Consider the following 24,474-nt stretch of genomic DNA (forward strand, 5'->3'; position numbering starts at 1 on the left):
GGGATGCATTCCCACGCGGAGCGTGGGAACGATCAGCGGATTAGTTGCTCTTCACGGCGTAATCCGGCTTCTTGTCATTGCCCGGAATGTACGGGCTCCACGGCTGGGCGCGGATCGGTTTTTCGGTCTGCCACACCACCGAGAACTGCCCGTCCGATTGGATCTCACCAATCATCACCGGTTTGTGCAGGTGGTGGTTGGTCTTGTCCATGGTCAGGGTGAAGCCCGACGGCGCGGCGAAGGTCTGGCCGGCCATGGCCTCGCGCACTTTGTCGACATCGGTGGACTTGGCTTTCTCAACCGCCTGCGCCCACATATGGATGCCCACGTAGGTGGCTTCCATCGGGTCGTTGGTCACGGCTTTATCCGCGCCCGGCAGGTTGTGGGCCTTGGCGTAGGCCTTCCAGTCGGCGACGAACTTCTTGTTCACCGGGTTCTCCACCGACTGGAAGTAGTTCCAGGCCGCGAGGTTGCCCACCAGCGGCTTGGTGTCGATGCCGCGCAGCTCTTCTTCACCCACGGAGAACGCCACCACCGGCACGTCGGTGGCTTTCAAGCCCTGGTTGGCCAGCTCTTTGTAGAACGGCACGTTGGAGTCGCCGTTCACGGTGGAGATCACCGCGGTCTTGCCGCCGGCCGAGAATTTTTTGATGTTGGCCACAATGGTCTGGTAATCGGCGTGGCCGAACGGGGTGTAGACCTCTTCGATGTCTTTATCCGCTACTCCTTTGGAGTGCAGGAACGAACGCAAAATCTTGTTGGTGGTGCGCGGGTACACGTAGTCGGTGCCGAGCAGGAAGAAGCGCTTGGCGCCGCCGCCTTCTTCGCTCATCAGGTATTCCACCGCCGGGATCGCCTGCTGGTTCGGCGCCGCACCGGTATAGAACACGTTCGGCGACATTTCTTCGCCTTCGTACTGCACCGGGTAGAACAGCAAGCCGTTGAGTTCTTCAAACACCGGCAACACCGATTTACGCGACACCGAGGTCCAGCAGCCGAACACCACTGCGACCTTGTCCTGGGTCAGCAACTGGCGGCCTTTTTCCGCGAACAGCGGCCAGTTCGACGCCGGGTCGACCACCACCGGTTCGAGCATCTTGCCGTTCACACCGCCTTTGGCGTTGATCTCGTCAATGGTCATCAACGCCATGTCTTTGAGCGAGGTCTCGGAGATCGCCATGGTCCCGGACAGCGAGTGCAGGATGCCGACCTTGATGGTCTCGGCGGCCTGCACGGTCCAGGTCAAACCCATGGCGAGAATGGATGCCGACAAAGTAAAAGCCTTGATCAAGCTACGACGCTGCATGGTGCGATCTCCGTAAACCGATTTTTTTGTGGGGCAGATACACAGGACTTTGCAAAGGCTGTGCCTGCGCGACTTAACACGCGTAATGGCGGGGGCCGGCCGATACCGACGGAGGAGATGCGCACCAACTTGGCGCCGCGATGAGCGTCGCGTGCACGCCAAGCCCTGAAAAAGGGCGCAGGCGTAGATATGCAGCGCAAGTGGTCGGCAAGGATGTTTCAGCATGAGGCTCTACGTGAGGCGCACCGACTGCGCCCGCGACCCTCTTGTCAGCGAGACACTTATGGACATTACTCAAGCCCACCCCTCACACGACCTTGCCAAGTTACCGGCCCTGAGCCCGGCCTTTATCAGCGCCGATGACGCCGCGCATTGGGCACACGAGGCCATCGGCACACGGCGCGATGTCGAGTACGGTGGCGTTATTCTCAAGCGCGCCCATCGCTACTACGCCACCCACCCGGTGCCGGACCAGCGTAATAGTTTCGATCACCGGATCCTGTTGGCCGTGGACAGTGAAGGCAACTTCGTCACCCCCGATGGCTACAGCGCCGAGGCGTTCTACCACTCCCATCCGGCGGATGCGGCACAGATCCAAAGGATGTTTCCCTACTTCACGACCGACCAAGTCGTGGTGTTCAACAATTTCTACTCCATGCCGGACCAGCTCTTCAGCTTCAGAAACAGAGCATTCGCCAAGACCCACTATTTCTCCGGGCCGGATAACGTGCTGCTCAAATATGTCAGCAGTGGCTCGGCAGCAGAAAATACCTTCGCCCAGCAAGTGCGCGATGGCACGCTTGAGGCCAAAAGTGATTTCGAGAACCCGATCTGGAACCTGGCGCAGATTGGTGAGCTGTGGGTGCTGATTGCAAATAAGGTGTGGGGCGGCGTGCGCGGCCGGGTGAAAACTGGCTGGCGAATCAACACGCCTGTGACCAGCAGCAGTACTGCACAACAACCCTTTTTCACCTCGGTGTTCCCAACGGCGGATACGGCCGTTTTGGGTGCGCTTTCGGCTGCTGGCTCGCCCACAGCAGGCGCTATGGGTTTTGTCCTCAAGCACACCCGTGAGGACGCCTTTGTGGCGACGCTGGCAGTGCCCAAGCGTCAGCCGCTGTTTTCGCCAAACGAAGTGTTTCCAAAGCGCGCTGACGGCAAACTTCGATTGCCTTCCAACTTCCGATTGGAGGCTATTTACTTCAATAGCTGGTACGAGAAGAACGAAGTCGCAGCGCGGGAAACCTGGCTGGCGAGCACCTTCTTTACTCCGGCACAGGTGGTGGCCGCGACCCGTCAGGCGCGGGCCACCCTGGGCATTCAGGACCCGGCGCGTGGATTACGCCTGTACATGCACGCTTCAGACGGCGCCCTGCTGGCCTTCAAAGTGCCCGAGGCCACGGCCACGACTGAGCTGGTCAGGCAAAAAAGCGAGGGTGAACTTGACGATAACGGCGCACAGGCGGCCATGGTCGACGGCACGCTGAGCCCTCGGGATTATGTGCGCCGGGTCATTGCCGAGACCGATCTGTCGGTGGTTCAGGCCGGAGGCTTATGGCGCACGGTGGGCATGCTAGATAACCGCTCCAACCTGCTGATGTCGTTTTACAAGGCCACCTTGAGCCGTTCGTTTCTCTCTGCACGGGATGCAGCCGTGTATGCCCACGAGCAAATTGGCAACTGGCGAGCCCGCAGCTACGGCGGTTATATCCTCAAGGACGCAGACGGTCGTTTTGTCATCACCGAACCCATCGCCAGTGTGGCCAACCCGTTTGCCTTCACGCTGTTCTTTCCGTTCGATAACCAGGGGCCGCTGATCCCGCCGGAACCCTATGTGTTGCACGGGCGCTACGGCTCCCACACCGCCCTGTCGATGGCCGACCCGGCCCGGGTTGCACAGCGTGGCTGGACGCGGGACGAGGCGCAGATCATCCAGCAAGGGTTTTCCGACGCTGAAATGTACTCGATCATCACGGCCGGCCGGGTGGCGTACCTGTCGGGCGCGCAGGATTGCCTGTTGGAGTACACCCCAAACCATTCGTCCCATGAAGAGGTGCTGCTGGGTAATATCGGCCCGGAAGTCGGCAGCAGCAGCCTGGGCAAGCGCCTTGAAAACGGGCAGGTCCGGCCCGCCGACTGGGTCCGGCGCGTGGCCGAAGCCGGGGATTTCAAGATCATCCAGGGCAACCCATTGTGGGGGCCGCGCTCGGTGATCTACGAAGACTGGACGCCCAGCTACAGCTACACGCCACGGTCCGGCCCGCCCGACTACGCCACCTACGGCGCCGTGTTCAACAGTGCCGACGCGGCTGCGCGTAACCTGCACGGGCGAGTGCATGGGCGAAACTTTGCCGAGCAGGCCTGCTTTGCCTTCATTCTCAAGCACAAGGACCAGGAGCAGTACATTGCCAGCGAAGTCGTGGGCGTGGCGGGGCAGCAAAAGTTGTTCAATCTCAACAGCCTGTTTGAGCGCACTGCCGATGACAGCTACCGCCTGCCTGACGGGTTTGTGTTGTATGGACTGTTCCGTTCGCAGCAATGGTCGCCGACCGGGCTGAATGCCTCGAACGCGTGGCTGACGCTGTTTTTTGTCACGCCGGATGTGTTGTACACGGCCCTCTACGCGGCTAATCGGCAGGGCATGAACAACCTGTCGATTTATTTCTCAACCCTGGATGGCGCGCTGCTGCGGTATGTGCCTGCGCCGATGGACGTGAGAAGTGCGGGCCTGGCCGACAGGTCGTTGATTCAGGCACAGGAGCAGTTGAACTCCGGTCAGAAAACCCCTGCGGACTTTGTTCGGGAGTGGGCCGTGAAGGGCGGGCTGCACGTGGTTCGCACCAGCCAGTGCTGGGACAAAAACGGGTTGGTCGACAACAACTGGAGCAACTATGCGACGTTGTCTCCGCGCCGGTTAAGCCCGGCTTTCGCCAACCTCGATGACGCGGCCCGCTATGCCGCCGCCATGATCAGCAACGGCTGGCAGCGGGGGTATGGCGGGGTAATTCTGCGGTTACCCACCGGGTTGTTCGCCGCAACTGAGCCGCTGGCACTTCCGATGCAGGGGTTTGCGCTGAACTGGATTTACCCGGACCAGGCGGTTGCGGTAGGGCTGTACCCCGGAGGCAGCGCGATGGTGGCGCGCTACCGGTCGTTGTTGGATCAAGAGGTCCCGTTGCTGCTGTCCGCCGAGCAGAAAGCCCTGTACAAAACCATGCTGCCGAGCGCAGTGCTGTCGAGCCTGTTGCACCGCCAGGACCCGATCAAACAGGAGTATGTGTTCGGCGCCACGGGTTCGATCCTCAGCTACCAACTGTCGGACTCTGCCGAGGAAGTGCTGCTCAAGCAGCGCCTGACGCCACTGAGCCCGGTCAAGCTGGACTTCAGCGACAACCCTGTCGAAGAGCAGCTGCGCAGCGGGGCGCTCTCGCCACAGGCGTTCATCAATGAGACGGCGAAGGCCGGTGAACTGCGTGTGGTAAAGGGCGACAGCGTATGGGGCGAGCCCAGGAAGATAACTCCGGGTTTTGTGCCGTATCAAACGCGACCCCAGCCTGGGGATATTCGCCAGGTATTCGCCGACGCGCCTTGCGGCCCGATCTTCACCCAGGCGTATGACGCCGTTCGTTATGCCCAGCGCCAGTGCGCGCCGCAAACCGATGTGGCGTTCGGTTATGTACTCAAGTCAGTGAACAAGCCGCTGTACATGACAACGCTGGCGTTGGTCAGAGAAAACCTGGCCGACTTCAAGCAGGTTTTTCTCGACGGCCAGTTGCCCCAGGGGTATGTGCTCGATGGCCTGTATCTGTGTGCTTCGACGACTGCCGTCGCCCCGGCCGATGATGAAATGGCATACAGTTTTTTCCCGCCTCACTACATCGCCAAGGCCCTGCAATTCACCCTGTATGCGCGCAACGGTGGTGCGCTGCCGCTGTATTTGTTGTGCGGCGACGGCGCGTTGCTCAAGTACGTGTTTCCCAAGACTTCGCCACTCTACCCATGGACGAGCGCGGACTACCGCCTGCAATTACTCGAAGGCTCGCTGAAGGTCCAAGACTATGTGCGCCGCCTCGCCGGGGTGGGTGAACTGGACATTCGCAGCACCAGTGAAGTTTGGGGCAGGAAAGAGCGGGTCACGGCCGGTTGGGTGCCGAAAAGAACGCCCCACCCGTTTGCCGACGACCCGCATGTTCATTCCTACTGCGGGCCGGTGTTTTATTACCCCGATGACGCAGCCCGCTATGCCCAACGGCTGGTGGCGCCCTATAAGACCAAGCAGTATGTGGGCGCGGTACTGGTTCCGGGGCAAACGCCGGGGTATGTGGCGATCGAGCCGGTGGAAGATCAGGGCACCGGCGCCGCACGCAGCCTGGAACGGTTGTTCCGGGTTGATCATCCAGGCCTCGACGTGCCGCCGGGCAACGTGTTGAGCACCTATAAAATTGCCGCCGTGCAGGCGTTCTACAAGGCGATACAGTCGACGTCCAGCTATACGCAGATTGATAAGGATCTGCTGGAAAACTTCGTCTCCAAGGATGATCTGCGCGACTACCTGGCGCTGGTCAAAAGGAATGCGCCCGATGCCAAGAGTTGTTACCTGTCCTGCCGGGGTGGGGCGCTGCTCAAGTATGTGCCGGCGTTTAACGCAGCTGAAACGGAGCTGCTGGAGGCGGGGGGCGCGCCGGACCCGAGTGTGTTGGTCAGTCGATTGCGCAGCCAGGGCAGTTTGTCGGTGCAGGTCCCCGACGCCTTCTGGTCGCGTCCGGGCTTGCTGGCTGAAGAGTGGAGCGTCAGTGAGTTGCAGGCAGAACCGGAAGCCGACGAGTTCTGGTACGCACGGGCCAAAGATGAACTCTGACCTCAGCGCTTGCGCATCAGGCCGATAAAAAATAACCCGCCAATCGCCGCCGTCGCCACGCCAATGGGCAGGTCTTCGGGGGCGATCAGGGTGCGTGCGGCGATGTCGACCCACACCAGGAACACACTGCCCAGCAGCACGCACACGGGCAGTAACCGTCGATGCTCGGCACCGACCAAACGCCGGGCAATGTGCGGCACCATCAACCCGACAAAACCGATGGAGCCGCTGATCGACACCAGCACGCCGGTCATCAGCGACGCCACCAGGAACACCTTGAGCCGCACGTTGCGCGCGTTCAGGCCCAGGGTCACGGCGGTCTGCTCGCCGGCCATCAACGCATTCAGCGGCCGCGCCATGCCCAGCAGCAACAGCAGCCCCAGCAGCACAGTCGCGGCGGGGATCGCCAGCAGCTCCCAGCGGGCGAGGCCCAGACCGCCGAGCATCCAGAACATCACCGCCGACGCGGCGCGGTGGTCGCCCATGAACAGCAGCAAATTGGCCACCGCCATCATCACGAACGACACCGCCACGCCGCACAGCAGCAGGCGATCACTTTCCAGGCGACCGTTGCGACTGGCCACGGCCAGCACCACCAGCATGCTCAGCAGCGCGCCGATAAACGCAGCGATGGGCAGGGTCAGCAGGCCGATGATTTCACCCACATGCAGCACCACGATCACCGCGCCAAGCGTGGCGCCGGAGGTAACTCCGAGCAGGTGCGGGTCGGCCAGCGGGTTGCGCGTTACTGCCTGCAACACTGCGCCGATCAACGCCAGCCCGGCGCCCACCAGCGCGCCGAGCAACATGCGTGGCACGCGGATCAGCCACACGATATGTTCCTGGCCGGTGCTCCAGTTCACCGCACCGATGCCGAACGCCTTGTTCAGCAAAATCCGCCATACCACGTCCACCGGCACCCGCGCCGAGCCGAACCCCAGCGAGATCACGCAAGAGACCAGCAACAACGCGCCAAGCGCGGCCAGCAACAAGGCGTAGCGCCGGGTAATCATTCGCCGTGAAATCCCTTGGCCAGGGTTTCCACCGCCAGCACGTTGTCGATGCCCGGCGTGGCCTGCACATACGGGATCACGATAAACCGCTGGTTCTTGATGGCGTCCACCGATTGCAGCGCCGGGTTGTTGAGCAGGAACTGCTGTTTTTGCTCGGCGGTGACTTCGCTGTAGTCGACGATCACGATCACCTGCGGGTTGCGCTCCACCACGGTCTCCCAGTTGACACGGGTCCAGCTGGCGTCGATGTCATCGAGGATATTGCGCCCACCGGCCGCGTCGATCAGCGCCTGCGGCATGCCCAGGCGGCCGGAGGTCATGGCGCGGTCTTCACCGCTGTCGTAGAGAAACACGCGCGGCTTGTCGTCGGGCAGGTCCTTTTGCACCTCGGCGACTTGCGCCTGCATCTGCGCGATCAAGGCATTGGCGCGGTCCTGCACGTCGAAGATCTTGCCCAGGTTGCGCAGGTCGTTATAGGTGTCTTCCAGGGTTGCGGCCGGGCGCTTCATCACAAACGCACACGACTCGGTCAGCTCGTACACGTTGATGCCCAAGGGTTGCAGGGTTTGCGGCGTCAGGTCGCCGCCCACGCGCATGCCGTAGTCCCAGCCGGCGAAGAAAAAATCCACGCTGGCGTTGAGCAAGGTTTCCACTGACGGGTACTTGCTGGCCAGTTCCGGCAGGCCGTCGAGCAGGTGGGCCATCTCCGGGGTGACCGACTTCCAGCCGGTCACACCGCTGTAGCCGGCCATGTGCGACTTGAGCCCCAGGGCGAGCATCATCTGGGTCATGTTGATGTCGTGGCTGACCGCGTGTTGCGGCGCTTCCTGGAAGGTCACGTCGCGGTTGCAACTTTTGATGGTCACCGGGTAATGGGTCGCGTCGGCGAAGGCTTGAGCGGTGCCGAACGACAGGGCGAGAGACAGCAGGGCGCGCAGGATCATGGTTGGGTTATCCAGGTGATTCGGGGGTAGCCGGACAATGGGTGAGTGTCGATCAGGGCTTCGACGCCAAACACGTCGCGCAGTAATTCGGTAGTCAGTACCTGGTGCGGTGTGCCGCTGGCGACGATGCGCCCGTGGTTGATCACGTACAGGCGATCGCAAAAAGCGGCGGCCAGGTTCAGGTCGTGGATGCTCGCCAGGGTGCCGATGTTCAAGCGTTTGACCAGCCGCAGCAGCTCCAGCTGATAGCGTGGGTCGAGGTGATTGGTCGGCTCGTCGAGGATCAGCAAGTGCGGTTGCTGGGCCAAGGCGCGGGCGAGAATCACCCGCTGCTTTTCGCCGCCGGAGAGGGTGGCAAAGGCATGGTCTTCGAAGCCCTGCATGCCCACCGACGCCAATGCCTCCTGGATCAGTTGCTGGTCGTGCAGCGTGTCGCCATCGAACAAACCCTTGTGCGGCGTACGGCCCATGGCGACCACTTCATCCACGCGCAAACCGAAGGCATCGGGAAACTCCTGCAACACCACGGCGATGCGTTGCGCGCACCACTTGGCGCTTTGCTTCCACACGTTCTGGTGGTCGAGCAGCACGTCGCCGTGCTCCGGTTTAGTGAAGCGATAGGCGCAGCGCAACAGGCTGGTCTTGCCACTGCCATTAGGCCCGATCAGCCCGACAAACTCCCCCGCAGCGACCTGCAGGCTGGCCTCACGCAGCTGGAACCGGTGATTGCAGTGGTCGTGACCCGGTGGGGTCCAGCCAAGCTGGGTGAGGGTGAGAGAGGGCATCGTTATTCTCAAGGTCAGCGCAGATCAAAAATGTGGGAGCGGGCTTGCTCGCGAAAGCGGTAGTTCAGTGAGAAATGTGTCGACTGACACACCGCATTCGCGAGCAAGCCCGCTCCCACTTTGGCCCATGGTGCGGCTGTTAAAAGGTGTAATCCGCCGTCACGAAGAACGAGCGCGGCTCCCCCAAAATCCACTGTTGGCCGTTGTTGTACTGGCTGACAGCGTAAGTGCGGTTGAACAGGTTATTCAGTTCCAGCCCCAGCGTGGTGTTGCGCATGGCCTTCCACGACACGGTCGCATCGGCCACGGTGTAGCTCGGTACTTCGCTGGTGTTGGCGGTGTCGGCATACCGCGCGCTGACGTAACGCACGCCGGCGCCGGCGCGCACATTGTCGGTCACGGCCTTGCTCAACCACAGGTTGGCGGTGCGGTTGGGCACGTCCACCGGGCGGTTGCCGGCGCGGGACACGGCCTGGTCATTCACCGCTTCGGAAAAGTCATCGTACTTCGCCCGCACAATGGCGGCGTTCGCCTGCAATTGCCAGGCGTTGGCCAGTTGCAGGTCGAGGCTGGCTTCCAGGCCGGTCGAAGATTGCTGCCCGACTTGTTGTTGCAGCGTGGTGCCGGGGATGTCTGTCAGCAGCTTCTTTTTGACGATGTGATAGGCCGCCAATGTCCATTCGCCGCGCGAGTCCCAGAACGCCTGCTTGATGCCGACTTCGGCCTGCTTGGCGGTGGATAAGCCAAACTGCTGCTGGCTTGGGCTCAAGCTGATCAGGCTGCCGACGCCGTCGGTGCTGGTCGCGTATTGGCCGTAGACCGAGGTGTCCGGGGTGATCGCGTAGACCAGGCCGGCTTTCCAGTTGTTGCCGGTGAGGGTTCTGTCGGAATCCTGGTTGGCAGTGGTCAGGTCGTTGCTGTCGATGTGCAGATAGTCACGGCGCGCGCCGGTGATCAGCGAGAGTTTGTCGGTCAGTTGCAGGCGGTTTTCGGCAAACGCGGCGAGCTGTTTGGTGGTGGTGACCGACTGCGCAATAAACGGGCTGGCGCTTTCAAACGGCTGCGGCACTGGGTGGTTGATATCCACCGGCTGGCCTTGCTCCGTTGCATCGGTGAACGGCGCGTTGCTGGCCAGGCGGAAGCGAATACGGTTGTACTCGACGCCCGTCACCGTCTGGCTGTCGAGACCGAACAGCGTGTGTTTGAAGGTAAAGGTCTGGCGATCGCCGACCTGTTCCTGGTCGTGCTTGATGCCCAGGTAGCTTTGGCGTACGAGGCCGCCGTCGACAAAGTTGTAGCTCTCGGCGTTCTGCCAGCGGCGCTGGTTTTTCAGGTACGACAGCTCGTTGGTGGCGGTGACGTTGTCGTTGAGCTGCCACTCGCTGGTCAGGCGCGTCCACTGGTCGTTGTAGTGCTGTTTGTCGTCGCTGACGTTGTAGTTCTTGTCACGCAGGCTTTTGTGCAAATGGCCGTTGATCAGCGGCGTGCCGTAGTAGTTCTGTGGGCTCTGGTCGCCGTAGTCGTGTGCCAGGGTGAAGCTCAGGTTCTCGGCCGGCTGCCAACGCAGGGCACCGCTGACGAAGTCGCTGGCGGAGTCGCCACGGGCGATGAAACCGTTGCTGCGCAGGCGGTTGACGTTCAGGCGGTAGCTCAGCGTATCAGTCAGCGAGCCGCCGCTGTCCAGGGCTTGCTGCTGGCGATCATAGGAACCGTAGCCGAGGCGAATGTGGTTTTCGATCTCGCCTTCAAACGGCTTCTTCGCAAGGGTGTTGATCACCGCGCCGGTGGCGCCCTGGCCGTACATCACCGAGGCCGGGCCGCGCAGCACGTCGACACGCTCGACCGACCAGGTGTCCACCGGGAAGGTGGACGTGCCCGCGCCGTCGAACATGCGCTGGCCGTCATACAGCTGCAGCACCGAACTCTGCCCGGTAAACCCGCGCGCCTGCAACGAGGTGCCGCCGTCGCCGGGCGTGCCGGTGCGGCTGATGCCGGTGGCGCGGGAGATGGCGTCCTGCACACTGGCGTCGCCGCGTTCGCGGATGTTCTCGCCGGTCTGGCTCTCGACACTGCCGGGGGTTTGCAGGGCCGTGAGGTTCAGGCGCGAGCCGGCAGTGGTCGGGGTGTTCAGGTCGACGCGTTCGTCATCCACGGCGGGCGCGGTCACGGGGCTGGCGGGCAGAGTCAGGGCCTGGGCGCTGTTGTGCAGGGCGAGCAGGCACAGGCCGGACGCTAGGTACTTGTTCATCGGTCGATCAATCGCTTCTTGGAAGGTGCTCGCCGCAGGGCGCGGCGAGCAACGATAACGCAGAAAGTGTTATAAGTTAACACTTATCGGCTGCGAGACAAAAGTCGCGCAAGGCTACAGAAGGGCTCTGTTATGGGCATCTCGCCGGCTTCATGCCGAACCTGAGGCAGATTCACGTTGGCCAAAAAAACGCGCCAACACCAGGCGATCCAATGCCCACACCACGATCAACGAAGCCCCCACCAACGGAAAAATGATCGCCAGCCCCAGCATGATCACCATCGCGGTTTTCCACTTCGGCAGGTCATGACGCAACGGCGGCACACCCAGCCCACCCGCAGGCCGGCGCTTCCACCAGATCACCACGCCGCTGACGGCGCTGAGCAAAATCATCAGGCAGATCAGCAGCACGATCAGCTGGTTTACCCAGCCGAACATCTTGCCTTCATGCAGCATCACCCCGGTTTCGGTAGCCCGTGCGACGGTGTTGTAGTGCGCCCAGCGCACATCCGCGAGCACCTTGCCGGTGTATTGGTCCACATGCAGGGTGGCGTCATTGCGCGGGTCGTTGGCGAATACCGCAATGGTGAACACGCCCTCGGCGGTGGTGGGGAAGGTGATGCTGTAGCCGGGCTCGACCTTGCGCGCGTTGGCCAGGTCGACCACTTGTTGCAGGCGAAGCGTGGGCGCCGCCGGGCCGGAGTGCATGGCGCCGTGGTTCATGTGCTCGGCGTGGTCGCCGGACATCGGCATCGGCGTGTTTTCCATGGCCCAGGGCACGGTCTGTTGGCTGGCGGTATTGAGCACGCGCGCCTGCTGATCAGACTGCGGCACGTTGTTCCACATCGCCGCCGGAAAGCGATTCCACAGCTCGGCATATTGCTTGCCCCAAAAGCCGGTCCAGGTCATGCCGCTGAGCAGCATCACCAGCAAAAACGCCGCGCCCCAGAACCCGGCGACCGCGTGCATGTCGCGCCAGAACACTCGGCCACGGGTGTTGAACCTCGGCCATAACACCCCGGCCGACGACTTGCCGCGCGGCCACCACAGGTACACACCGGACACCACCAGCATCACGCCCCAGCCTGCCGCGAGTTCCACCAGGCGATCGCCGACGGTGCCGATCATCAGCTCGCCGTGGAGTGCGCGGGCGATGGCTTGCAGGTTGTATTTGGCATCCTGTTCGCCGAGTACGGTGCCGCGATACGGATCGACAAACACCGTCACTTCACGCCCTTCGTTGTGCATCACCAATTGCGCGCTGCTGGTGGCGTCGGCGGGCGGCAGGTACTTGCTGATCTTGCCTTGGGGATACGCCGCCTGGGCGCGTTGCAATTGTTCGTCGGCACTCAGTGCGTGCTCGGCGGCTTGCACCTTGAGCAGGTCGCCATACATCAGCGGGTCGAGCTGGGGTTTGAACAGGTAGATGATGCCGGTCAGGGCCAGTAGCACCATGAACGGCGCGACGAAGAGCCCGGCGTAGAAGTGCCAGCGCCAGGCCAGGTTGTAGAAGGAAATCTTTTGAGTGGTCATCAGGATGCTCCGCAAAGGCTTTAAAATTTTTTGTCAGTTATGCCGCCTTCGCGAGCAAGCCCGCTCCCACATTTGAAATGCATTCCAAGTGTGGGAGCGGGCTTGCTCGCGATGCTTTTAGAAGCTCATGTCCACCTTGGTCCAGAGCGTGCGCCCCGGCTCCTTGATGGCTTGCGGGTCATTGGCCGGGTAGCCGAAACCGGCGTTACCGGCCAGGTTCAAGTGTTCGGCGTAAGCCTTGCCGAACAGGTTGTCGACGCCAGTGCTGACCTTGAAGTTTTTATTGATGCGGTACGCCGCGTTCAGCGAGAACACGCCAAAGCCGCCACTCTTGTCGAAGTCCTTGCCGACCACGTTGCCCTTGTTCCGGTCGATGCGGTTTTGCGCCGCAACCACACGCCACAAGGCGCCGGCGCTCCAATCGTCTTCGCTGTAGGTCAGGCCGAAGCGTGCGTCCAGCGGCGGCATCTGCGGCAGTGCCTTGCCGTCGCTGGTGTTCTTGCCCCAGGCGTAGGCGAGGCTGGCGTCGGCTTTCCAGTTGCGCGTCAGCTTGTAGGCCGTGCCCACTTCGCCGCCCATGATGCGCGCGTCGACGTTACGTGCCTGGGAGGTAGTGCCCATCATGCCGGGCTTGTAGTCGAACAGAATGAAGTCCTGGACCCGGCCGATGTAACCCGAGGCCCAGGCTTCGAGGTCGGCAGTTTTGTATTGCGCGCCGAAGTCGAGCTGGGTGGTTTTCTCCGGCTTAACGCCATCGAAGGCATTCACAGATCCGACTGCGCCAGTGTTTGGGGAAAACAGCTCCCAGTAATCCGGGAAGCGTTCGGCGTGGCCCAGCCCGGCGTAGACGGTGGTGGGCGTGTCGGCCAGGTCGTGTTCATAGCGCACAAAGCCTGAGGGCAGCGTCTCGGCGCGGGTGTCGTCGGCAGTCGGGTTGGGGCGCGACATCATTCCCGAACCGGTGGTCTGGCGAAAATCCTTGGCCGAGGCGCGGTCAAGGCGTGCGCCGGTGATCAGGCGATCACGGTCGGCGGCGTACCAGGTGAGTTCACTGAACACGCCATAGTTGTGGAAGTTGGCGTCCTTGTTGCGCGGCAGGTCCTTGTAGGTGTCGATGCCCATGCTGCTGCGCTGGCGGTGCTCGTTGGTCTGCGCATCCAGGCCGCTGATCAGTTGCACATCGGCCCAGCGCCAGGTCGCCTTGATCCGCGCGCCGAGGGTGCGGCGGTCGACATTGGAGGCCATGGGCCCGGCCATCATGCCGGTGCCCGACGGCGTGCGCAGGCTGTAGTTGTCCATCACGTGGTCGGCGTAGTTGTAGTAGACCTGGGCCTCGACCTTATCCAGCACTTCGCCGATGTTGGATTTTTCAAAACGCAGCCCGAGGCTTTCGCGCAGGAACTGCGAACCGTCCATGCCACGCCCGGCGTAGCGCGCCTCACCATCGCCACGCCCGGCAGTGAGTTCCAGCAGAGTGTCGGCGTCGGGGGTGAAACCGACGGCGACGTCGCCGTTCCATTTGTCGTAGCGCGAGGCGACCGTGTGGTTGTTGCCGTCCTTGTAGTCATCGGCATGCGCCTGGTTGCCGATCACGCGCACGTAGCCCAGCGGCCCACCGGCGGCGGCATCGATGACCTTGTCGAAGCGCCCGTCGGAACCGGCCAGCACGCTGGCATTGACCCGTGTGCCCAACTCGCCGAACTGCTCGGGTTCGCGGTCGAACAGGATGGTGCCGGCCGATGCGCCTGGCCCCCACAGCACGGTTTGCGGGCCTTTGATCACCGTGAGTTTGTCGTAGGTTTCCGGCGAAATATAGGAGGTCGGCGCGTCCATGCGGCCTGGGCAGGCGCCGAGCATCATGCCGCCGTTGGTGAGGATATTCAGGCGCGAGCCGAACATGCCGCGCAGCACCGGGTCACCGTTGGTGCCGCCGTTGCGTACCAGGGCGAAGCCGGGGATGGTCTTGAGGTAGTCGCCGCCATCGCTGGCGGGCACCGGTTGGCGCGGGTCTTTCGGGTTGGTGATCACGGTCAGCGGCGAGCTGGGGGCAATCGCGGTGATCACCGTGGGGCTCAACTCGTGTTCATCCGCGTGTGCCTGTGGCACCAACAGCGCGCCACATAAAACAGCGAAAACGGGGGTACGTCCCAAACGGGTGTCAGCAGAAAACCTGGACATGACAAATTCCATCAATCAAGCGTAAACAACACGGCCAGCAGCCTGCGGCTGTCTGTCTAAAGTCGGCCGGTGTGAAGTAAGGAGGTGAAGTGCTTACGCAGTGATGGGCGGTGCGCGGCTGCGCGCGCCGGGGAAGATGCTTTGCCGGGCATGGCCCAGGCGGGTGGCGGGGGTAATGGCGTTGGCCGGCGGCGGGGTGCCGAGGCTGACGCAGGAGACGCTGCCGGGCAGGGCCGGGCAACTGAAGAGCAGGCTGCAATAGCCGCACTTTTCCCAGAGGGCGTGGTGTTCGTCAGGTGCCTGCTTGTGTTCGCCATGGCCGCCGGGCATGTCCATGCCCGCGGGCATTTGCATCGACATTTGCATCGACATACCGGCGTGATGATCCATCGGCATCGCTTGGGAAATCAGCGGACCGATAAAGATCATCAACATGGCGAACAGGCTGATCCAACTGCCGCGCATCAGGCTCATGGGCTGGCGGCGGTGTGCGGATAACCTGGCGCGAGGGGCGCCCATTTACGTTGGCCTATTGCGCGTGTTTATGCTCGTGGCCGGCCATTGGCGGCGTTTTCTGGACCGAGACTTCCACTTCAACCTTGCCGGCTTTTTCGAAGGTCAGGGTCAGCGGGAATTGCTTGCCATCGGCCAACAGGCTGCGGTCCTTGAGGCCCAGCAGCATCACGTGATAGGCCATCGGCGCGAAGGTCAAATCACCCTTGGCGGGCACGGCGACGGTGTCTACTTGCTGCATCTTCATCAAGTCGCCTTGCATCACATGCTCATGCAACTCGGCCTTGTCCGCCACCGGCGTCGCGACGCTGAGCAGGCGGTCCGGCGTTTCACCGGTGTTATGAATCACAAAGTACGCCGCGACAGTCGGCGCATTCGGCGGCAACTCCTGGGACCAGGGATCGCTGACCCGCAGGTCGCCGGCCTTGTAGTCTTCGGCATTGGCAGCACTGAACACCGGCAGCAGCAACGCAGCCAGAAGCAGGGAAGATTTGAGCATGGCAGTTCTCCAGAACGGTTCTAAACGCAGTTCACTTGCGAAGAAATCAGACCGTTGGAGAGGCGCGCGGGTTAAGGCTCGGCCATTGCTGGCGCGGCGTAGGGGCTTGCAGTGAAGGCGGCGGCAGGCTCTGCACCGCCGCAAACCGCGTCACATACAACTGCGGCACATGCCCCGGCAACGCCACCAACGGCGGTGAGCCCGAGCAACACCAGCAATGCTGCATGGTGGAGTGATCGTCCTGTTGCGGCGCCGGAATCTCCAGCTTGCCCAGGGCAATCGTCTTCAGGCTGGCGCCATTGGACGAACAGAAACTGCCCCACAGCAATTGCTGAACAGGGTCTTGGGACTGCTGCATCGCACTGGCCATCGGCATGGCAAAGGCGTTGAACAGCACTGCAAAGCAGGCGATCCACACAATTGCAAAGCGTTGACGGGCCATGGCGGACAATCCGTAGGGTTAAGCGATCAGGTGGGTATTTAGCCTGATCGCTGGGGATAAGTAAAAAGCGGCGGTGTGGTTTGGTGTCGCAGTAGTTGCCTTCATGATAGTCGGGAACCACAGATTGCCAATCTTAACCCTGTGGGAGCTGGCTTGCCTGCGATGGCATCACCTTGGCCTGGCTGGAAGACCGAGTCGCCTGCATCGCAGGCAAGCCCGCTCCCACATTGGAAAGGTGGTGTTTAGAACGTGTTGACGGCCTGTAGCACCGCCGCCACGGTAGTGAATTCTCGGTCTACCTCAGCCAACACCGGCCGCTTCAAGACAAGCACCGGAATTCCCTGCTCCCGCGCCACTTCCAACTTCGGCTCGGTGGCCGCACTGCCGCTGTTCTTGCTGATCAGCACATCAATCCCACGCCGCTCAAACAGCGCGCGCTCGTCCTCGATCAGAAACGGCCCACGCGCACCTATGACTTCGCAGCGCGCATTTCCCGGGTACACATCCAGCGCGCGGAGCGTCCAGAACTGATCGGCGGGGATTTCATCGAGGTGCTGCAAGGGCTCGCGCCCCAGTGTGAACAACGGGCGCTTGAAGGGTTTCAACGCTTCAATCAACTCGGCCCAATCACTGACCTCACGCCAGTCATCCCCGGCTTGCGGTTGCCACGCTGGTCGCCGCAAGGCCCAGCAAGGAATGTCGCACGACTGCGCAGCCAGGGCGGCATTCCGGCTGATCTGAGCCGCATAGGGATGTGTGGCGTCGAGGATCAAGCGGATATTTTCATCGCGAACAAACTGGGCGAGGCCTTCAGCCCCGCCATAACCACCGACACGCACTTGGCAGGTGAGGTCGGTAGGCACACGGCCCACACCGGCCAAACTGTAGAGATGTTCCGGCCCCAGTGTGCGGGCGATGGCCAGCGCTTCCGTTACGCCGCCCAGCAGCAGGATGCGTTTCATAACGGCTTGACCACGTCCAGCAGCGTGATCGGCAGCGCCTGGCGCCAGGTGTCGAACTCGCCCAACGGCTGGGCCTGGGCCACATGAATGCGCGTCAGCTCACCGCCGTGCTGGGCGCGCCAGGCCATCAAGGTCATTTCGCTTTGCAGGGTCACGGCATTCGCCACCAGGCGGCCACCGGGGCGCAGCTGCTGCCAGCAGGTGTCGAGTACGCCATCGCGGGTGACGCCGCCGCCGATGAAGATGGCGTCCGGTGCTTCCAGGCCGTGCAGTACGTCCGGTGCCTTTCCACGAATCAATTGCAAACCGGGCACGCCAAGGGCGTCGCGGTTGTGTTCGATCAAGCCCTGGCGGCCGGCATCGGCTTCAATCGCCAGCGCGCGGCAGCTCGGGTGGGCGCGCATCCATTCGATGCCGATGGAGCCGCTGCCTGCGCCCACGTCCCAGAGCAATTCGCCGGGCATGGGCGCGAGGCGGGCGAGGGTCATGGCGCGCACGTCGCGCTTGGTCAGTTGGCCGTCATGTTTGAAGGCTGAATCGGGCAGACCGGCGAGGCGCGACAGGCGCGGTGTATTGGCGTCGGCGAGGCAGTCGATGGCGACCACGTTCAAGTCGGCGACCGAGGCGTGTTCCCATGACTGGGCCAGCCCATCGATACGCTGCTCATCCGCGCCGCCCAAATGTTCAAACACGCTCAACCGGCTTGGGCCAAACCCGGACTCAACCAGTAGCGACGCAATCGCTGCAGGGCTGCGCCCATCATTGCTCAACACCAGCACGCGCACGCCGCTGGCCAGATGCGCGTTCAGCGCCGCCAATGGCCGAGCCACTACGGATAACGTCACCACTTCCTGCAACGGCCAACCCAACCGCGCCGCTGCCAGGGAAACAGACGACGGCGCCGGCAAAATCAGCAACTCTTCAGCCGCCACCTGCCGCACCAGGCTGGCGCCCACGCCATAGAACATCGGGTCGCCGCTGGCCAGCACGCATACCGGCTCGCCGCGCCGCGCCAGCACGGGTTCCAGGGAAAACGGGCTCGGCCACAGTTGGCGTTCGCCACGAATACACACCGGCAACAAGTCCAACTGGCGTTGGCCACCTATAATCCGAGTGGCGCGCAGCAGGGCATGCCGGGCGTTTCTGCCCAGCCCCTTGAAGCCGTCTTCACCGATGCCTACAACCGTCAGCCAGGGCGACATATGAATTCCTTGAACGACATCCGACGGGCAGGCTTTTCATGCCGCCGGACAAAGCAGGCATAATACCGCGCCTTTACCCGTCAACCGGTAGCCCCGTGAACCCAACGCCCGCTGTGAATACCTTGCGCCCCTCGGCTTGTCCGGGGTTGCTGCGTATTGTCCAGGCGTTGGATGGCGGCATTTGTCGGATCAAATTGGCCGGTGGCTCGATCACTGCGGCCCAGGCGATTGCGGTGGCGGACGCGGCCCAGGCCTATGCGGGCGGGGTGATCGAGGCCACCAACCGCGCCAACCTGCAGATTCGCGGGATCGGCGCCGAGCAGGACGCCTTGATCGCCCTGCTGCTGGCTGCCGACCTTGGCCCGAACAACGCCGCCGGCGATGATGTGCGCAACTTGATGCTCAGCCCCAGCGCCGGCATCGACCCGCAGATGCTGTTCGACACGCGCCCGCTGGCCGAGCAGATCCTGGCGACGCTGCAAAACCATCCGCGTTTCCATGAGCTGTCAGCCAAATTCGCTGTGCAACTGGATGGCTGTGAGGCCCTGGCGATGCTTGAGCATCACCATGACGTGTGGCTGTCGGCGTTTGAACGGGATGGCGAAACGTTGTTGGCCTTCGGCCTGGCCGGTTGCCCGGGGTTGGATGCGCCCTTCGCAGCGGTGCCTCTGGAGCAAGGTCATGCCTTGGTCGTCGCGGTGCTGGAGCTGTTTCTCGACCTGGCGACCCCGACGCAAACCCGCATGCGTCATCTGGCTGTGGATAACTTATTGAGCCGTCTGAGCCTGCCGCTGCTGCCGGTGGATGGCTTCAAGCGCCCGGTCAGCGGGGCCGGGTTGCACCTGGGCACTTATCCACAGCGTCAAAAAGATTTGTTCTACGTGGGCGCCGTTGCGCCGTTGGGGCGTCTGGATTCAACCATGCTCAAAGGCGTCGCGCAGTTGGCCAGCGCATTCGGCGATGGCACGTTGCGCTTCACGCCCTGGCAGGGCGTACTGCTGCCCAACGTTAAAAACCCTGCCGCCGTGACTGAAGGTTTGCAGCGGTTGGGCTTTCTCTGCTCGGTCGACCAACCCCTGGCGCGCCTGATCGCCTGCACCGGTTCCAGCGGCTGCGGCAAAGGCCTGGCCGATACCAAGGCCGACGCCCTGCAATTGGCTGCGCTGCAACCTGGCACTGAGGTGCACTTGTCCGGCTGTCCGCGTTCCTGCGCCGCCGCGCACACCGCACCGGTCACCTTGCTGGCGGTGAGCCCCGGCCACTACGACGTCTATTTTCGCGAGGCAGCCGAGCCCGGTTTCGGCCGGCTGCACGCACGCACTCTTTCCATTGAAGCGGCGGGCGCCCTGTTACGCGCACGCTCACGGAGCAACACCGATGATTGATTACATCCGCGACGGTCAGGAGATCTATCGCAACTCCTTCGCCATTATTCGCGCGGAAGCCAAGTTAGAGCGCATCCCGGCTGATTTGGAAAAACTCGCGGTGCGGGTAATTCATGCCTGCGGCATGGTCGAGGCGATTGACGGCCTGCAGTTCTCCGAAGGCGCCGGCAAGGCCGGGCGCGATGCGCTGGCCGCTGGTGCGCCGATTCTTTGCGATGCGCGGATGGTCTCCGAAGGGGTGACCCGCGCGCGCTTGCCGGCCAACAATGAAGTGATCTGCACCTTGCGTGATGACAGCGTGCCGGAGCTGGCGCGTGAGTTGGGCAACACCCGCTCCGCCGCTGCGCTGGAGCTGTGGCGTCCGCACCTGGAAGGCAGCGTGGTGGTGATCGGCAACGCGCCGACCGCGTTGTTCTACCTGCTGGAGATGCTCGACGCCGGCGCACCGAAACCGGCGCTGATTCTCGGCTTCCCGGTCGGCTTTGTCGGCGCCGCCGAATCCAAGGCCATGCTCGCGGCTGACAGCCGTGGCGTGCCGTTCGTGATCATGCAAGGCCGCCTCGGCGGCAGTGCGATGGCCGCCGCTGCGGTCAACGCCTTGGCCACGGAGGTCGAGTAATGCCGGCACGTGGACGTTTGATTGGCCTGGGCGTCGGCCCCGGCGACCCGGAACTGATCACCCTCAAGGCTCTGCGCCTGCTGCGTGAGTCGCCGGTGGTGGCGTACTTCGTGGCCAAGGGCAAGAAAGGCAACGCCTTCGGCATCATCGAAGACCACTTGGTGGCGCAACAGACCTTGATGCCGCTGGTCTACCCGGTGACCACCGAAGTGCTGCCGGCGCCGCTGTCCTACGAGCAAGTCATCAGCGACTTTTACGACACGGCCAGCCTGGATGTGGCGGCGCACCTGGACGCCGGGCGCGATGTGGCGGTGATCTGCGAAGGCGACCCGTTCTTCTACGGCTCCTACATGTACCTGCACGACCGCCTGGCCGAGCGCTATGAAGCCCAGGTCATTCCTGGCGTGTGCTCGATGCTCGGCGGCGCCTCGGTGCTCGGCGCGCCGTTGGTGTATCGCAATCAGAGCCTGTCGGTGTTGTCGGGCGTGCTGCCCCATGACGACCTCAAGCGTCGCCTGGCGGACGCCGATGCGGCGGTAATCATGAAGCTCGGTCGCAACTTCCCCAAGGTGCGCCAGGTGCTGGAAGAACTCGGCCTGGCCGAGCGCGCGCTGTATGTGGAGCGCGCGACCATGGCCAACCAGAAAATCGTGCCGCTGGATCAGGTTGACCCGGCGTCTTCGCCGTATTTCTCGCTGATCATCGTGCCGGGTGAAAGGTGGCAAGGTTGATGCGCCCGGCGATTGTCATTCTGGGCCAGGGCAGCCTGGCCACGGCGCGCAAGATTGCGCAGGTTTACCCCGGCGCGCTGATCCATGGCCTGGCCGGGCGCGTTGAAGGCGCCGACCAGACCTACACCGAGTTCGGCGCGACCCTGCGTCAGTTGTATCAACACGGCACGCCGCTGATTGCGTTGTGTGCAGCCGGCATTGTGATCCGCACCCTGGCGCCGCTGCTGCTGGAAAAAGGTGAAGAACCCGCCGTGCTGGCCGTGGCGGAAGACGGCAGCGCTGTGGTGCCGTTGCTCGGTGGCCTTGGCGGTGTGAACGTGATGGCGCGGGACATCGCCGCTGCACTGGACGTGTCTGCTGCGATTACCACCAGCGGCGAGCTGCGTTTCGGCACCTGCCTGCTCAACCCGCCTGCGGGTTACCAATTGGCGGACCTGGAACTGGGCAAGCGTTTTGTCTCGGACCTGCTGGCCGGCGAAAGTGTGCGTATCGAAGGCGCAGCGCCCTGGCTGGACCAGGCCAATTTGCCGCAGGATCAGCAGGCACGCCTGGCGATTCATGTGGGCAGCGCCGAGCGTGCGCCCGTGGCCAATGAATTGCTGATTTACCCCAAGACCGTGTGCGTCACCTGCAAGCCCGGCGCGCATTTGGCTGAACGTGTGCGGGCGGCATTGCACGACGCGGGCATTGCGCTGCAATCCCTGGCCTGCCTGTTGGCCAGCGATACGCAGATGGCCGACACTTTGCTGCATGAAGCTGCATTGGAATTGGGCGTGCCGTTGCGTTTCTCTGGCGTCACGCAAGAGGCGGACATCGTTATCAGTGTTGCCGAGCAACCGCTGGACCTGGCGCACGTCGGGCGCCCGCGTGGCCGCCTGGCGGTGATCGGCCTGGGCCCTGGTGCCGCCGAATTGATGGTGCCGGCCGTGAAGGCTGAACTCGCGCGTTGCACTGATGTGCTGGGCTATGAAACCTATGTGCGCATGGCCGGGCCGTTCCGCGACGATCAAGTGCAACATTGCACGGATAACCGCGAAGAGATGCAGCGCGCGCGGCATGCGTTTGAGCTCGCCGCGCAGGGCCGTTCCGTGGTGGTGGTGTCGTCCGGGGACCCGGGCGTCTTCGCCATGGCTGCTGCCGTGATCGAGGCTTTGCATGAGTCGAATGACCCGGCCTGGCATCAGGTCGACCTGGAAATTCTGCCGGGCGTTTCGGCTTCACTGGCCACCGCCGCCCAGGCGGGTGCGCCGCTGGGCCATGACTTCTGCGTGATGTCGCTGTCGGACAACCTCAAGCCGTGGTCGATTATCGAAAAGCGCCTGGACCTGGCGTCCCAGGCCGACCTGGCGCTGGCGTTCTACAACCCGATCTCGCGTTCGCGGCCATGGCAACTGGGGCGCGCCCTGGAAATCGTCGCGCTGCACCGCACGCCTGAAACGCCGGTGGTGCTGGGGCGCGATATCGGTCGTCCAGGCCAGACCCTGCGCGTCACCACGCTTGGGCAATTGACACCCGAGCAGGTCGACATGCGCACCATGGTGCTGATCGGCTCATCCACCACCTGTGTATTCCCGCGCGCCGGTGGCGGTGAGTGGGTGTACACGCCACGTTGGTATGGCAACAAGCCCGCCTCCTGAAAACAGCCTGCCGCACGTAAGAAAGCTCCGAGTAATGCTGGGTGAAAGCCTGGCGCTGCTCGGAGCTTTTTCTTTTTTCATCGACGAAATACGCAAGGCCGCGAGGTACGCCTTGTAATTGCTGGGTCAGCCTTTTTCGGAGGGCGAGCCAAGCGATGTTTGTCGTCTGGATAGCCCGCCAGGCACTCGTCTAGTGTGGAGGCAAACCCCATGTGGGGTGCTTGTGGAGAACTGAAAAATGGAGCGACATCACAAAAGGATCATCAGCGCGAAAAGGCGCAAGTTGATTGCCGCCTACAAGTTGCCAGGGGCGCCTGCAACACAGCCTGCCGGGCCGGTGGAGACTGACGATGAGTGCAATGCGGCCGTGGTAAACAACGGGGTGATCTCGTTTATCGAGGGTATGTCCGCCCTCAACCGCGAGTACGTGCGCAAGAGCTACCTGCTTGCGAGTAGTTATGTCAGCGATGTGTTGAAGGTACAGCGTGGCACAGAGGCCTGGTACGACGAATTTATCAAGGTGATGGTCAGCCTTGGCTGGTTGCCGGTGCGCAGCCGTTTCGAACGGGTCTCACACACCGGCAAGGGCCTGACCGTGCAGCTGGCGGCACTGAATATGATTGCCGCGATGTTGGCCTCGACAGCACTGGGCGGGCCATTGCTCGCGGTACTGCCCAAGTTGGCGGCTGATGCACTTGAAGCGCTGAAGCGACAACCGGCTTCATTCGAGCTATTCATGCGCAACAGCACGGTGCACCAGGGCGGGGATTTCGGCCTGGCGTCCTGTGCCGAAGCCGAGGGTGAAGTGACGATGGTGCTGGTGACTTACAGCTCCCACGGCGTGAGCAAACAGCTGGGGCTGCCGTTTCTGGAGTGGGACAGCGCCTCGTTCGAGGCCTTCAGCGGGCAGACCTGCCTGGTGCTGAATACCTCGGTGGTCAACGAAAACACGATTCAACTGATGCGTGAAAGCGCGGGCGATAAAGTGCAATTGGCGATCGCCAAATACCGAATTTAAGGCACCAGGTAGCCGCGCACGCCCGTAAAGATGATTTGTGCGGCGAGGGCGCATACGAACAACCCCATCAACCGGCTGACAATCTGCAAGCCCTGGTCACCCAGAATGCGTTCGATACGGTTGGACAGGTACAACACCACGCCCACCGTCAGGCTGGCCAGGGCGATGCTGAGAATGGCGGTGATCTTGTCATCCCAGTGCGGTTGGCTGACGCCCATTACCAGCAGCGCACCAATGGTGCCGGGGCCAACCGTGAGCGGAATGGTCAGCGGCACGATGGTCACGTCCTGCTGCACGTTGTCGGTCTGTACGGCGGATTTGCCTTGGGCCATGCCCAGGGCAGAGATAAACAGCACGCTGCCGGCGCCGATGCGGAAGGCGTCCACGGTGATGCCGAAGACACTGAAAATCACCCGGCCGAACAAGTAGAGCAATACGCTCGACACCAGCGTCGCCAGGGCCACTTTCCAGGCCAGGCGCCGACGCTCTTTGCTGGAATAGCCACGGGTCAGGCTGATAAAGCAGGACAGCACGAAGAATGGGCTGTAGAGCACGAGCATCTTCAGGTAAACGCTGAATAACACGTGGAGCATGAGGGCGG

General features: G+C 62.6%; 19 protein-coding genes. 6 read left to right on the forward strand and 13 right to left on the reverse strand.

Going from position 1 to position 24,474, the window contains the following annotated elements; translation table 11 throughout:
- Positions 1–40: 40 nt before the first annotated feature.
- The gene (gene urtA / locus HX783_RS15320; RefSeq protein ID WP_159953932.1) at positions 41–1,306 is read right to left on the reverse strand and encodes an urea ABC transporter substrate-binding protein; all 1,266 of its coding nucleotides are present in this window, start codon (positions 1,304–1,306) and stop codon (positions 41–43) included.
- Positions 1,307–1,589: 283 nt separating this feature from the next.
- Between urtA and HX783_RS15325 the strand changes: the two genes are divergently transcribed.
- Positions 1,590–6,164, forward strand: a complete 4,575-nt coding sequence (locus tag HX783_RS15325; protein WP_177017401.1) for a DUF4329 domain-containing protein — start codon at positions 1,590–1,592, stop codon at positions 6,162–6,164.
- 2 nt (positions 6,165–6,166) lie between these two features.
- On the opposite strand, the gene HX783_RS15330 is transcribed toward HX783_RS15325, so the two are convergent.
- The 11 genes from HX783_RS15330 to cbiE all read right to left on the reverse strand — a co-directional run bounded on the left by HX783_RS15330 (position 6,167) and on the right by cbiE (position 18,483).
- Positions 6,167–7,177 (reverse strand): iron ABC transporter permease, encoded by a 1,011-nt coding sequence (locus tag HX783_RS15330; protein ID WP_177017402.1) that lies wholly within the window; start codon positions 7,175–7,177, stop codon positions 6,167–6,169.
- Positions 7,174–8,121 carry an ABC transporter substrate-binding protein gene (locus tag HX783_RS15335; protein WP_177017403.1) on the reverse strand — a complete coding sequence of 316 codons (948 nt, stop codon included), beginning with the start codon at positions 8,119–8,121 and terminating at the stop codon, positions 7,174–7,176. Before HX783_RS15335 ends, HX783_RS15330 begins: the two co-directional genes overlap by 4 nt.
- The gene (locus HX783_RS15340; protein ID WP_177017404.1) at positions 8,118–8,906 is read right to left on the reverse strand and encodes an ABC transporter ATP-binding protein; all 789 of its coding nucleotides are present in this window, start codon (positions 8,904–8,906) and stop codon (positions 8,118–8,120) included. The genes HX783_RS15335 and HX783_RS15340 overlap by 4 nt, the downstream gene beginning before the upstream one ends.
- Before the next feature lie 139 nt (positions 8,907–9,045).
- A complete protein-coding gene (locus HX783_RS15345; RefSeq protein ID WP_177017405.1) occupies positions 9,046–11,154 on the reverse strand; it encodes a TonB-dependent siderophore receptor in 2,109 nt (702 codons plus the stop codon).
- 150 nt (positions 11,155–11,304) lie between these two features.
- Positions 11,305–12,687 (reverse strand): PepSY domain-containing protein, encoded by a 1,383-nt coding sequence (locus tag HX783_RS15350; RefSeq protein ID WP_177017406.1) that lies wholly within the window; start codon positions 12,685–12,687, stop codon positions 11,305–11,307.
- Between the two features lie 117 nt (positions 12,688–12,804).
- Positions 12,805–14,865, reverse strand: a complete 2,061-nt coding sequence (locus tag HX783_RS15355) for a TonB-dependent copper receptor (protein WP_177017407.1) — start codon at positions 14,863–14,865, stop codon at positions 12,805–12,807.
- Between the two features lie 93 nt (positions 14,866–14,958).
- Positions 14,959–15,384, reverse strand: coding sequence for a DUF2946 domain-containing protein (locus HX783_RS15360; RefSeq protein ID WP_159953940.1), 426 nt, complete (start codon positions 15,382–15,384; stop codon positions 14,959–14,961).
- A gap of 10 nt (positions 15,385–15,394) precedes the next feature.
- Positions 15,395–15,877 (reverse strand): copper chaperone PCu(A)C, encoded by a 483-nt coding sequence (locus HX783_RS15365; protein ID WP_177017408.1) that lies wholly within the window; start codon positions 15,875–15,877, stop codon positions 15,395–15,397.
- Positions 15,878–15,923: 46 nt separating this feature from the next.
- Positions 15,924–16,319 carry a DUF2946 domain-containing protein gene (locus HX783_RS15370; protein WP_177017409.1) on the reverse strand — a complete coding sequence of 132 codons (396 nt, stop codon included), beginning with the start codon at positions 16,317–16,319 and terminating at the stop codon, positions 15,924–15,926.
- A 242-nt stretch (positions 16,320–16,561) separates the two neighbouring features.
- On the reverse strand, positions 16,562–17,281 hold the full coding sequence (locus HX783_RS15375; RefSeq protein WP_177017410.1) for a cobalt-precorrin-6A reductase: 720 nt from the start codon (positions 17,279–17,281) through the stop codon (positions 16,562–16,564).
- Complete coding sequence (gene cbiE, locus HX783_RS15380; protein WP_177017411.1) at positions 17,278–18,483, reverse strand: precorrin-6y C5,15-methyltransferase (decarboxylating) subunit CbiE; 1,206 nt, start codon at positions 18,481–18,483, stop codon at positions 17,278–17,280. Before cbiE ends, HX783_RS15375 begins: the two co-directional genes overlap by 4 nt.
- Positions 18,484–18,521: 38 nt before the next feature.
- Between cbiE and cobG the strand changes: the two genes are divergently transcribed.
- The 5 genes from cobG to HX783_RS15405 all read left to right on the forward strand — a co-directional run bounded on the left by cobG (position 18,522) and on the right by HX783_RS15405 (position 23,873).
- On the forward strand, positions 18,522–19,868 hold the full coding sequence (gene cobG, locus HX783_RS15385) for a precorrin-3B synthase (protein WP_177017412.1): 1,347 nt from the start codon (positions 18,522–18,524) through the stop codon (positions 19,866–19,868).
- Entirely contained in the window at positions 19,861–20,487 is a 627-nt protein-coding gene (locus HX783_RS15390) for a precorrin-8X methylmutase (protein ID WP_159953946.1), read from the forward strand. The genes cobG and HX783_RS15390 overlap by 8 nt, the downstream gene beginning before the upstream one ends.
- Positions 20,487–21,218 (forward strand): precorrin-2 C(20)-methyltransferase, encoded by a 732-nt coding sequence (locus tag HX783_RS15395; RefSeq protein ID WP_159953947.1) that lies wholly within the window; start codon positions 20,487–20,489, stop codon positions 21,216–21,218. Before HX783_RS15390 ends, HX783_RS15395 begins: the two co-directional genes overlap by 1 nt.
- Positions 21,218–22,855, forward strand: coding sequence for a precorrin-3B C(17)-methyltransferase (cobJ, locus tag HX783_RS15400; protein WP_177017413.1), 1,638 nt, complete (start codon positions 21,218–21,220; stop codon positions 22,853–22,855). The genes HX783_RS15395 and cobJ overlap by 1 nt, the downstream gene beginning before the upstream one ends.
- Positions 22,856–23,093: 238 nt before the next feature.
- Positions 23,094–23,873: a hypothetical protein gene (locus HX783_RS15405; protein ID WP_177017414.1), complete on the forward strand. Its 780-nt coding sequence runs from the start codon at positions 23,094–23,096 to the stop codon at positions 23,871–23,873.
- On the opposite strand, the gene HX783_RS15410 is transcribed toward HX783_RS15405, so the two are convergent.
- Entirely contained in the window at positions 23,870–24,466 is a 597-nt protein-coding gene (locus HX783_RS15410) for a MarC family protein (protein ID WP_003217330.1), read from the reverse strand. The two genes, HX783_RS15405 and HX783_RS15410, sit on opposite strands and share 4 nt — an antisense overlap.
- Between the last annotated feature and the right edge of the window lie 8 nt (positions 24,467–24,474).

The organism is Pseudomonas sp. D2002 (genome assembly GCF_013385735.1).
GTDB lineage: Bacteria > Pseudomonadota > Gammaproteobacteria > Pseudomonadales > Pseudomonadaceae > Aquipseudomonas.

What these genes read in the sequence shown, in the direction of transcription:
- HX783_RS15375 (WP_177017410.1), bottom strand. Translation starts at nt 17,281, where the DNA reads ATGAAACGCATCCTGCTGCTGGGCGGCGTAACGGAAGCGCTGGCCATC.
- HX783_RS15405 (WP_177017414.1), top strand. Translation starts at nt 23,094, where the DNA reads ATGGAGCGACATCACAAAAGGATCATCAGCGCGAAAAGGCGCAAGTTG.
- HX783_RS15345 (WP_177017405.1), bottom strand. Translation starts at nt 11,154, where the DNA reads ATGAACAAGTACCTAGCGTCCGGCCTGTGCCTGCTCGCCCTGCACAAC.
- HX783_RS15410 (WP_003217330.1), bottom strand. Translation starts at nt 24,466, where the DNA reads ATGCTCCACGTGTTATTCAGCGTTTACCTGAAGATGCTCGTGCTCTAC.
- HX783_RS15350 (WP_177017406.1), bottom strand. Translation starts at nt 12,687, where the DNA reads ATGACCACTCAAAAGATTTCCTTCTACAACCTGGCCTGGCGCTGGCAC.
- HX783_RS15395 (WP_159953947.1), top strand. Translation starts at nt 20,487, where the DNA reads ATGCCGGCACGTGGACGTTTGATTGGCCTGGGCGTCGGCCCCGGCGAC.
- HX783_RS15360 (WP_159953940.1), bottom strand. Translation starts at nt 15,384, where the DNA reads ATGGGCGCCCCTCGCGCCAGGTTATCCGCACACCGCCGCCAGCCCATG.
- HX783_RS15365 (WP_177017408.1), bottom strand. Translation starts at nt 15,877, where the DNA reads ATGCTCAAATCTTCCCTGCTTCTGGCTGCGTTGCTGCTGCCGGTGTTC.
- HX783_RS15340 (WP_177017404.1), bottom strand. Translation starts at nt 8,906, where the DNA reads ATGCCCTCTCTCACCCTCACCCAGCTTGGCTGGACCCCACCGGGTCAC.
- urtA (WP_159953932.1), bottom strand. Translation starts at nt 1,306, where the DNA reads ATGCAGCGTCGTAGCTTGATCAAGGCTTTTACTTTGTCGGCATCCATT.
- HX783_RS15335 (WP_177017403.1), bottom strand. Translation starts at nt 8,121, where the DNA reads ATGATCCTGCGCGCCCTGCTGTCTCTCGCCCTGTCGTTCGGCACCGCT.
- HX783_RS15370 (WP_177017409.1), bottom strand. Translation starts at nt 16,319, where the DNA reads ATGGCCCGTCAACGCTTTGCAATTGTGTGGATCGCCTGCTTTGCAGTG.
- HX783_RS15330 (WP_177017402.1), bottom strand. Translation starts at nt 7,177, where the DNA reads ATGATTACCCGGCGCTACGCCTTGTTGCTGGCCGCGCTTGGCGCGTTG.
- cbiE (WP_177017411.1), bottom strand. Translation starts at nt 18,483, where the DNA reads ATGTCGCCCTGGCTGACGGTTGTAGGCATCGGTGAAGACGGCTTCAAG.
- cobJ (WP_177017413.1), top strand. Translation starts at nt 21,218, where the DNA reads ATGCGCCCGGCGATTGTCATTCTGGGCCAGGGCAGCCTGGCCACGGCG.
- cobG (WP_177017412.1), top strand. Translation starts at nt 18,522, where the DNA reads ATGCCGCCGGACAAAGCAGGCATAATACCGCGCCTTTACCCGTCAACC.
- HX783_RS15325 (WP_177017401.1), top strand. Translation starts at nt 1,590, where the DNA reads ATGGACATTACTCAAGCCCACCCCTCACACGACCTTGCCAAGTTACCG.
- HX783_RS15390 (WP_159953946.1), top strand. Translation starts at nt 19,861, where the DNA reads ATGATTGATTACATCCGCGACGGTCAGGAGATCTATCGCAACTCCTTC.
- HX783_RS15355 (WP_177017407.1), bottom strand. Translation starts at nt 14,865, where the DNA reads ATGTCCAGGTTTTCTGCTGACACCCGTTTGGGACGTACCCCCGTTTTC.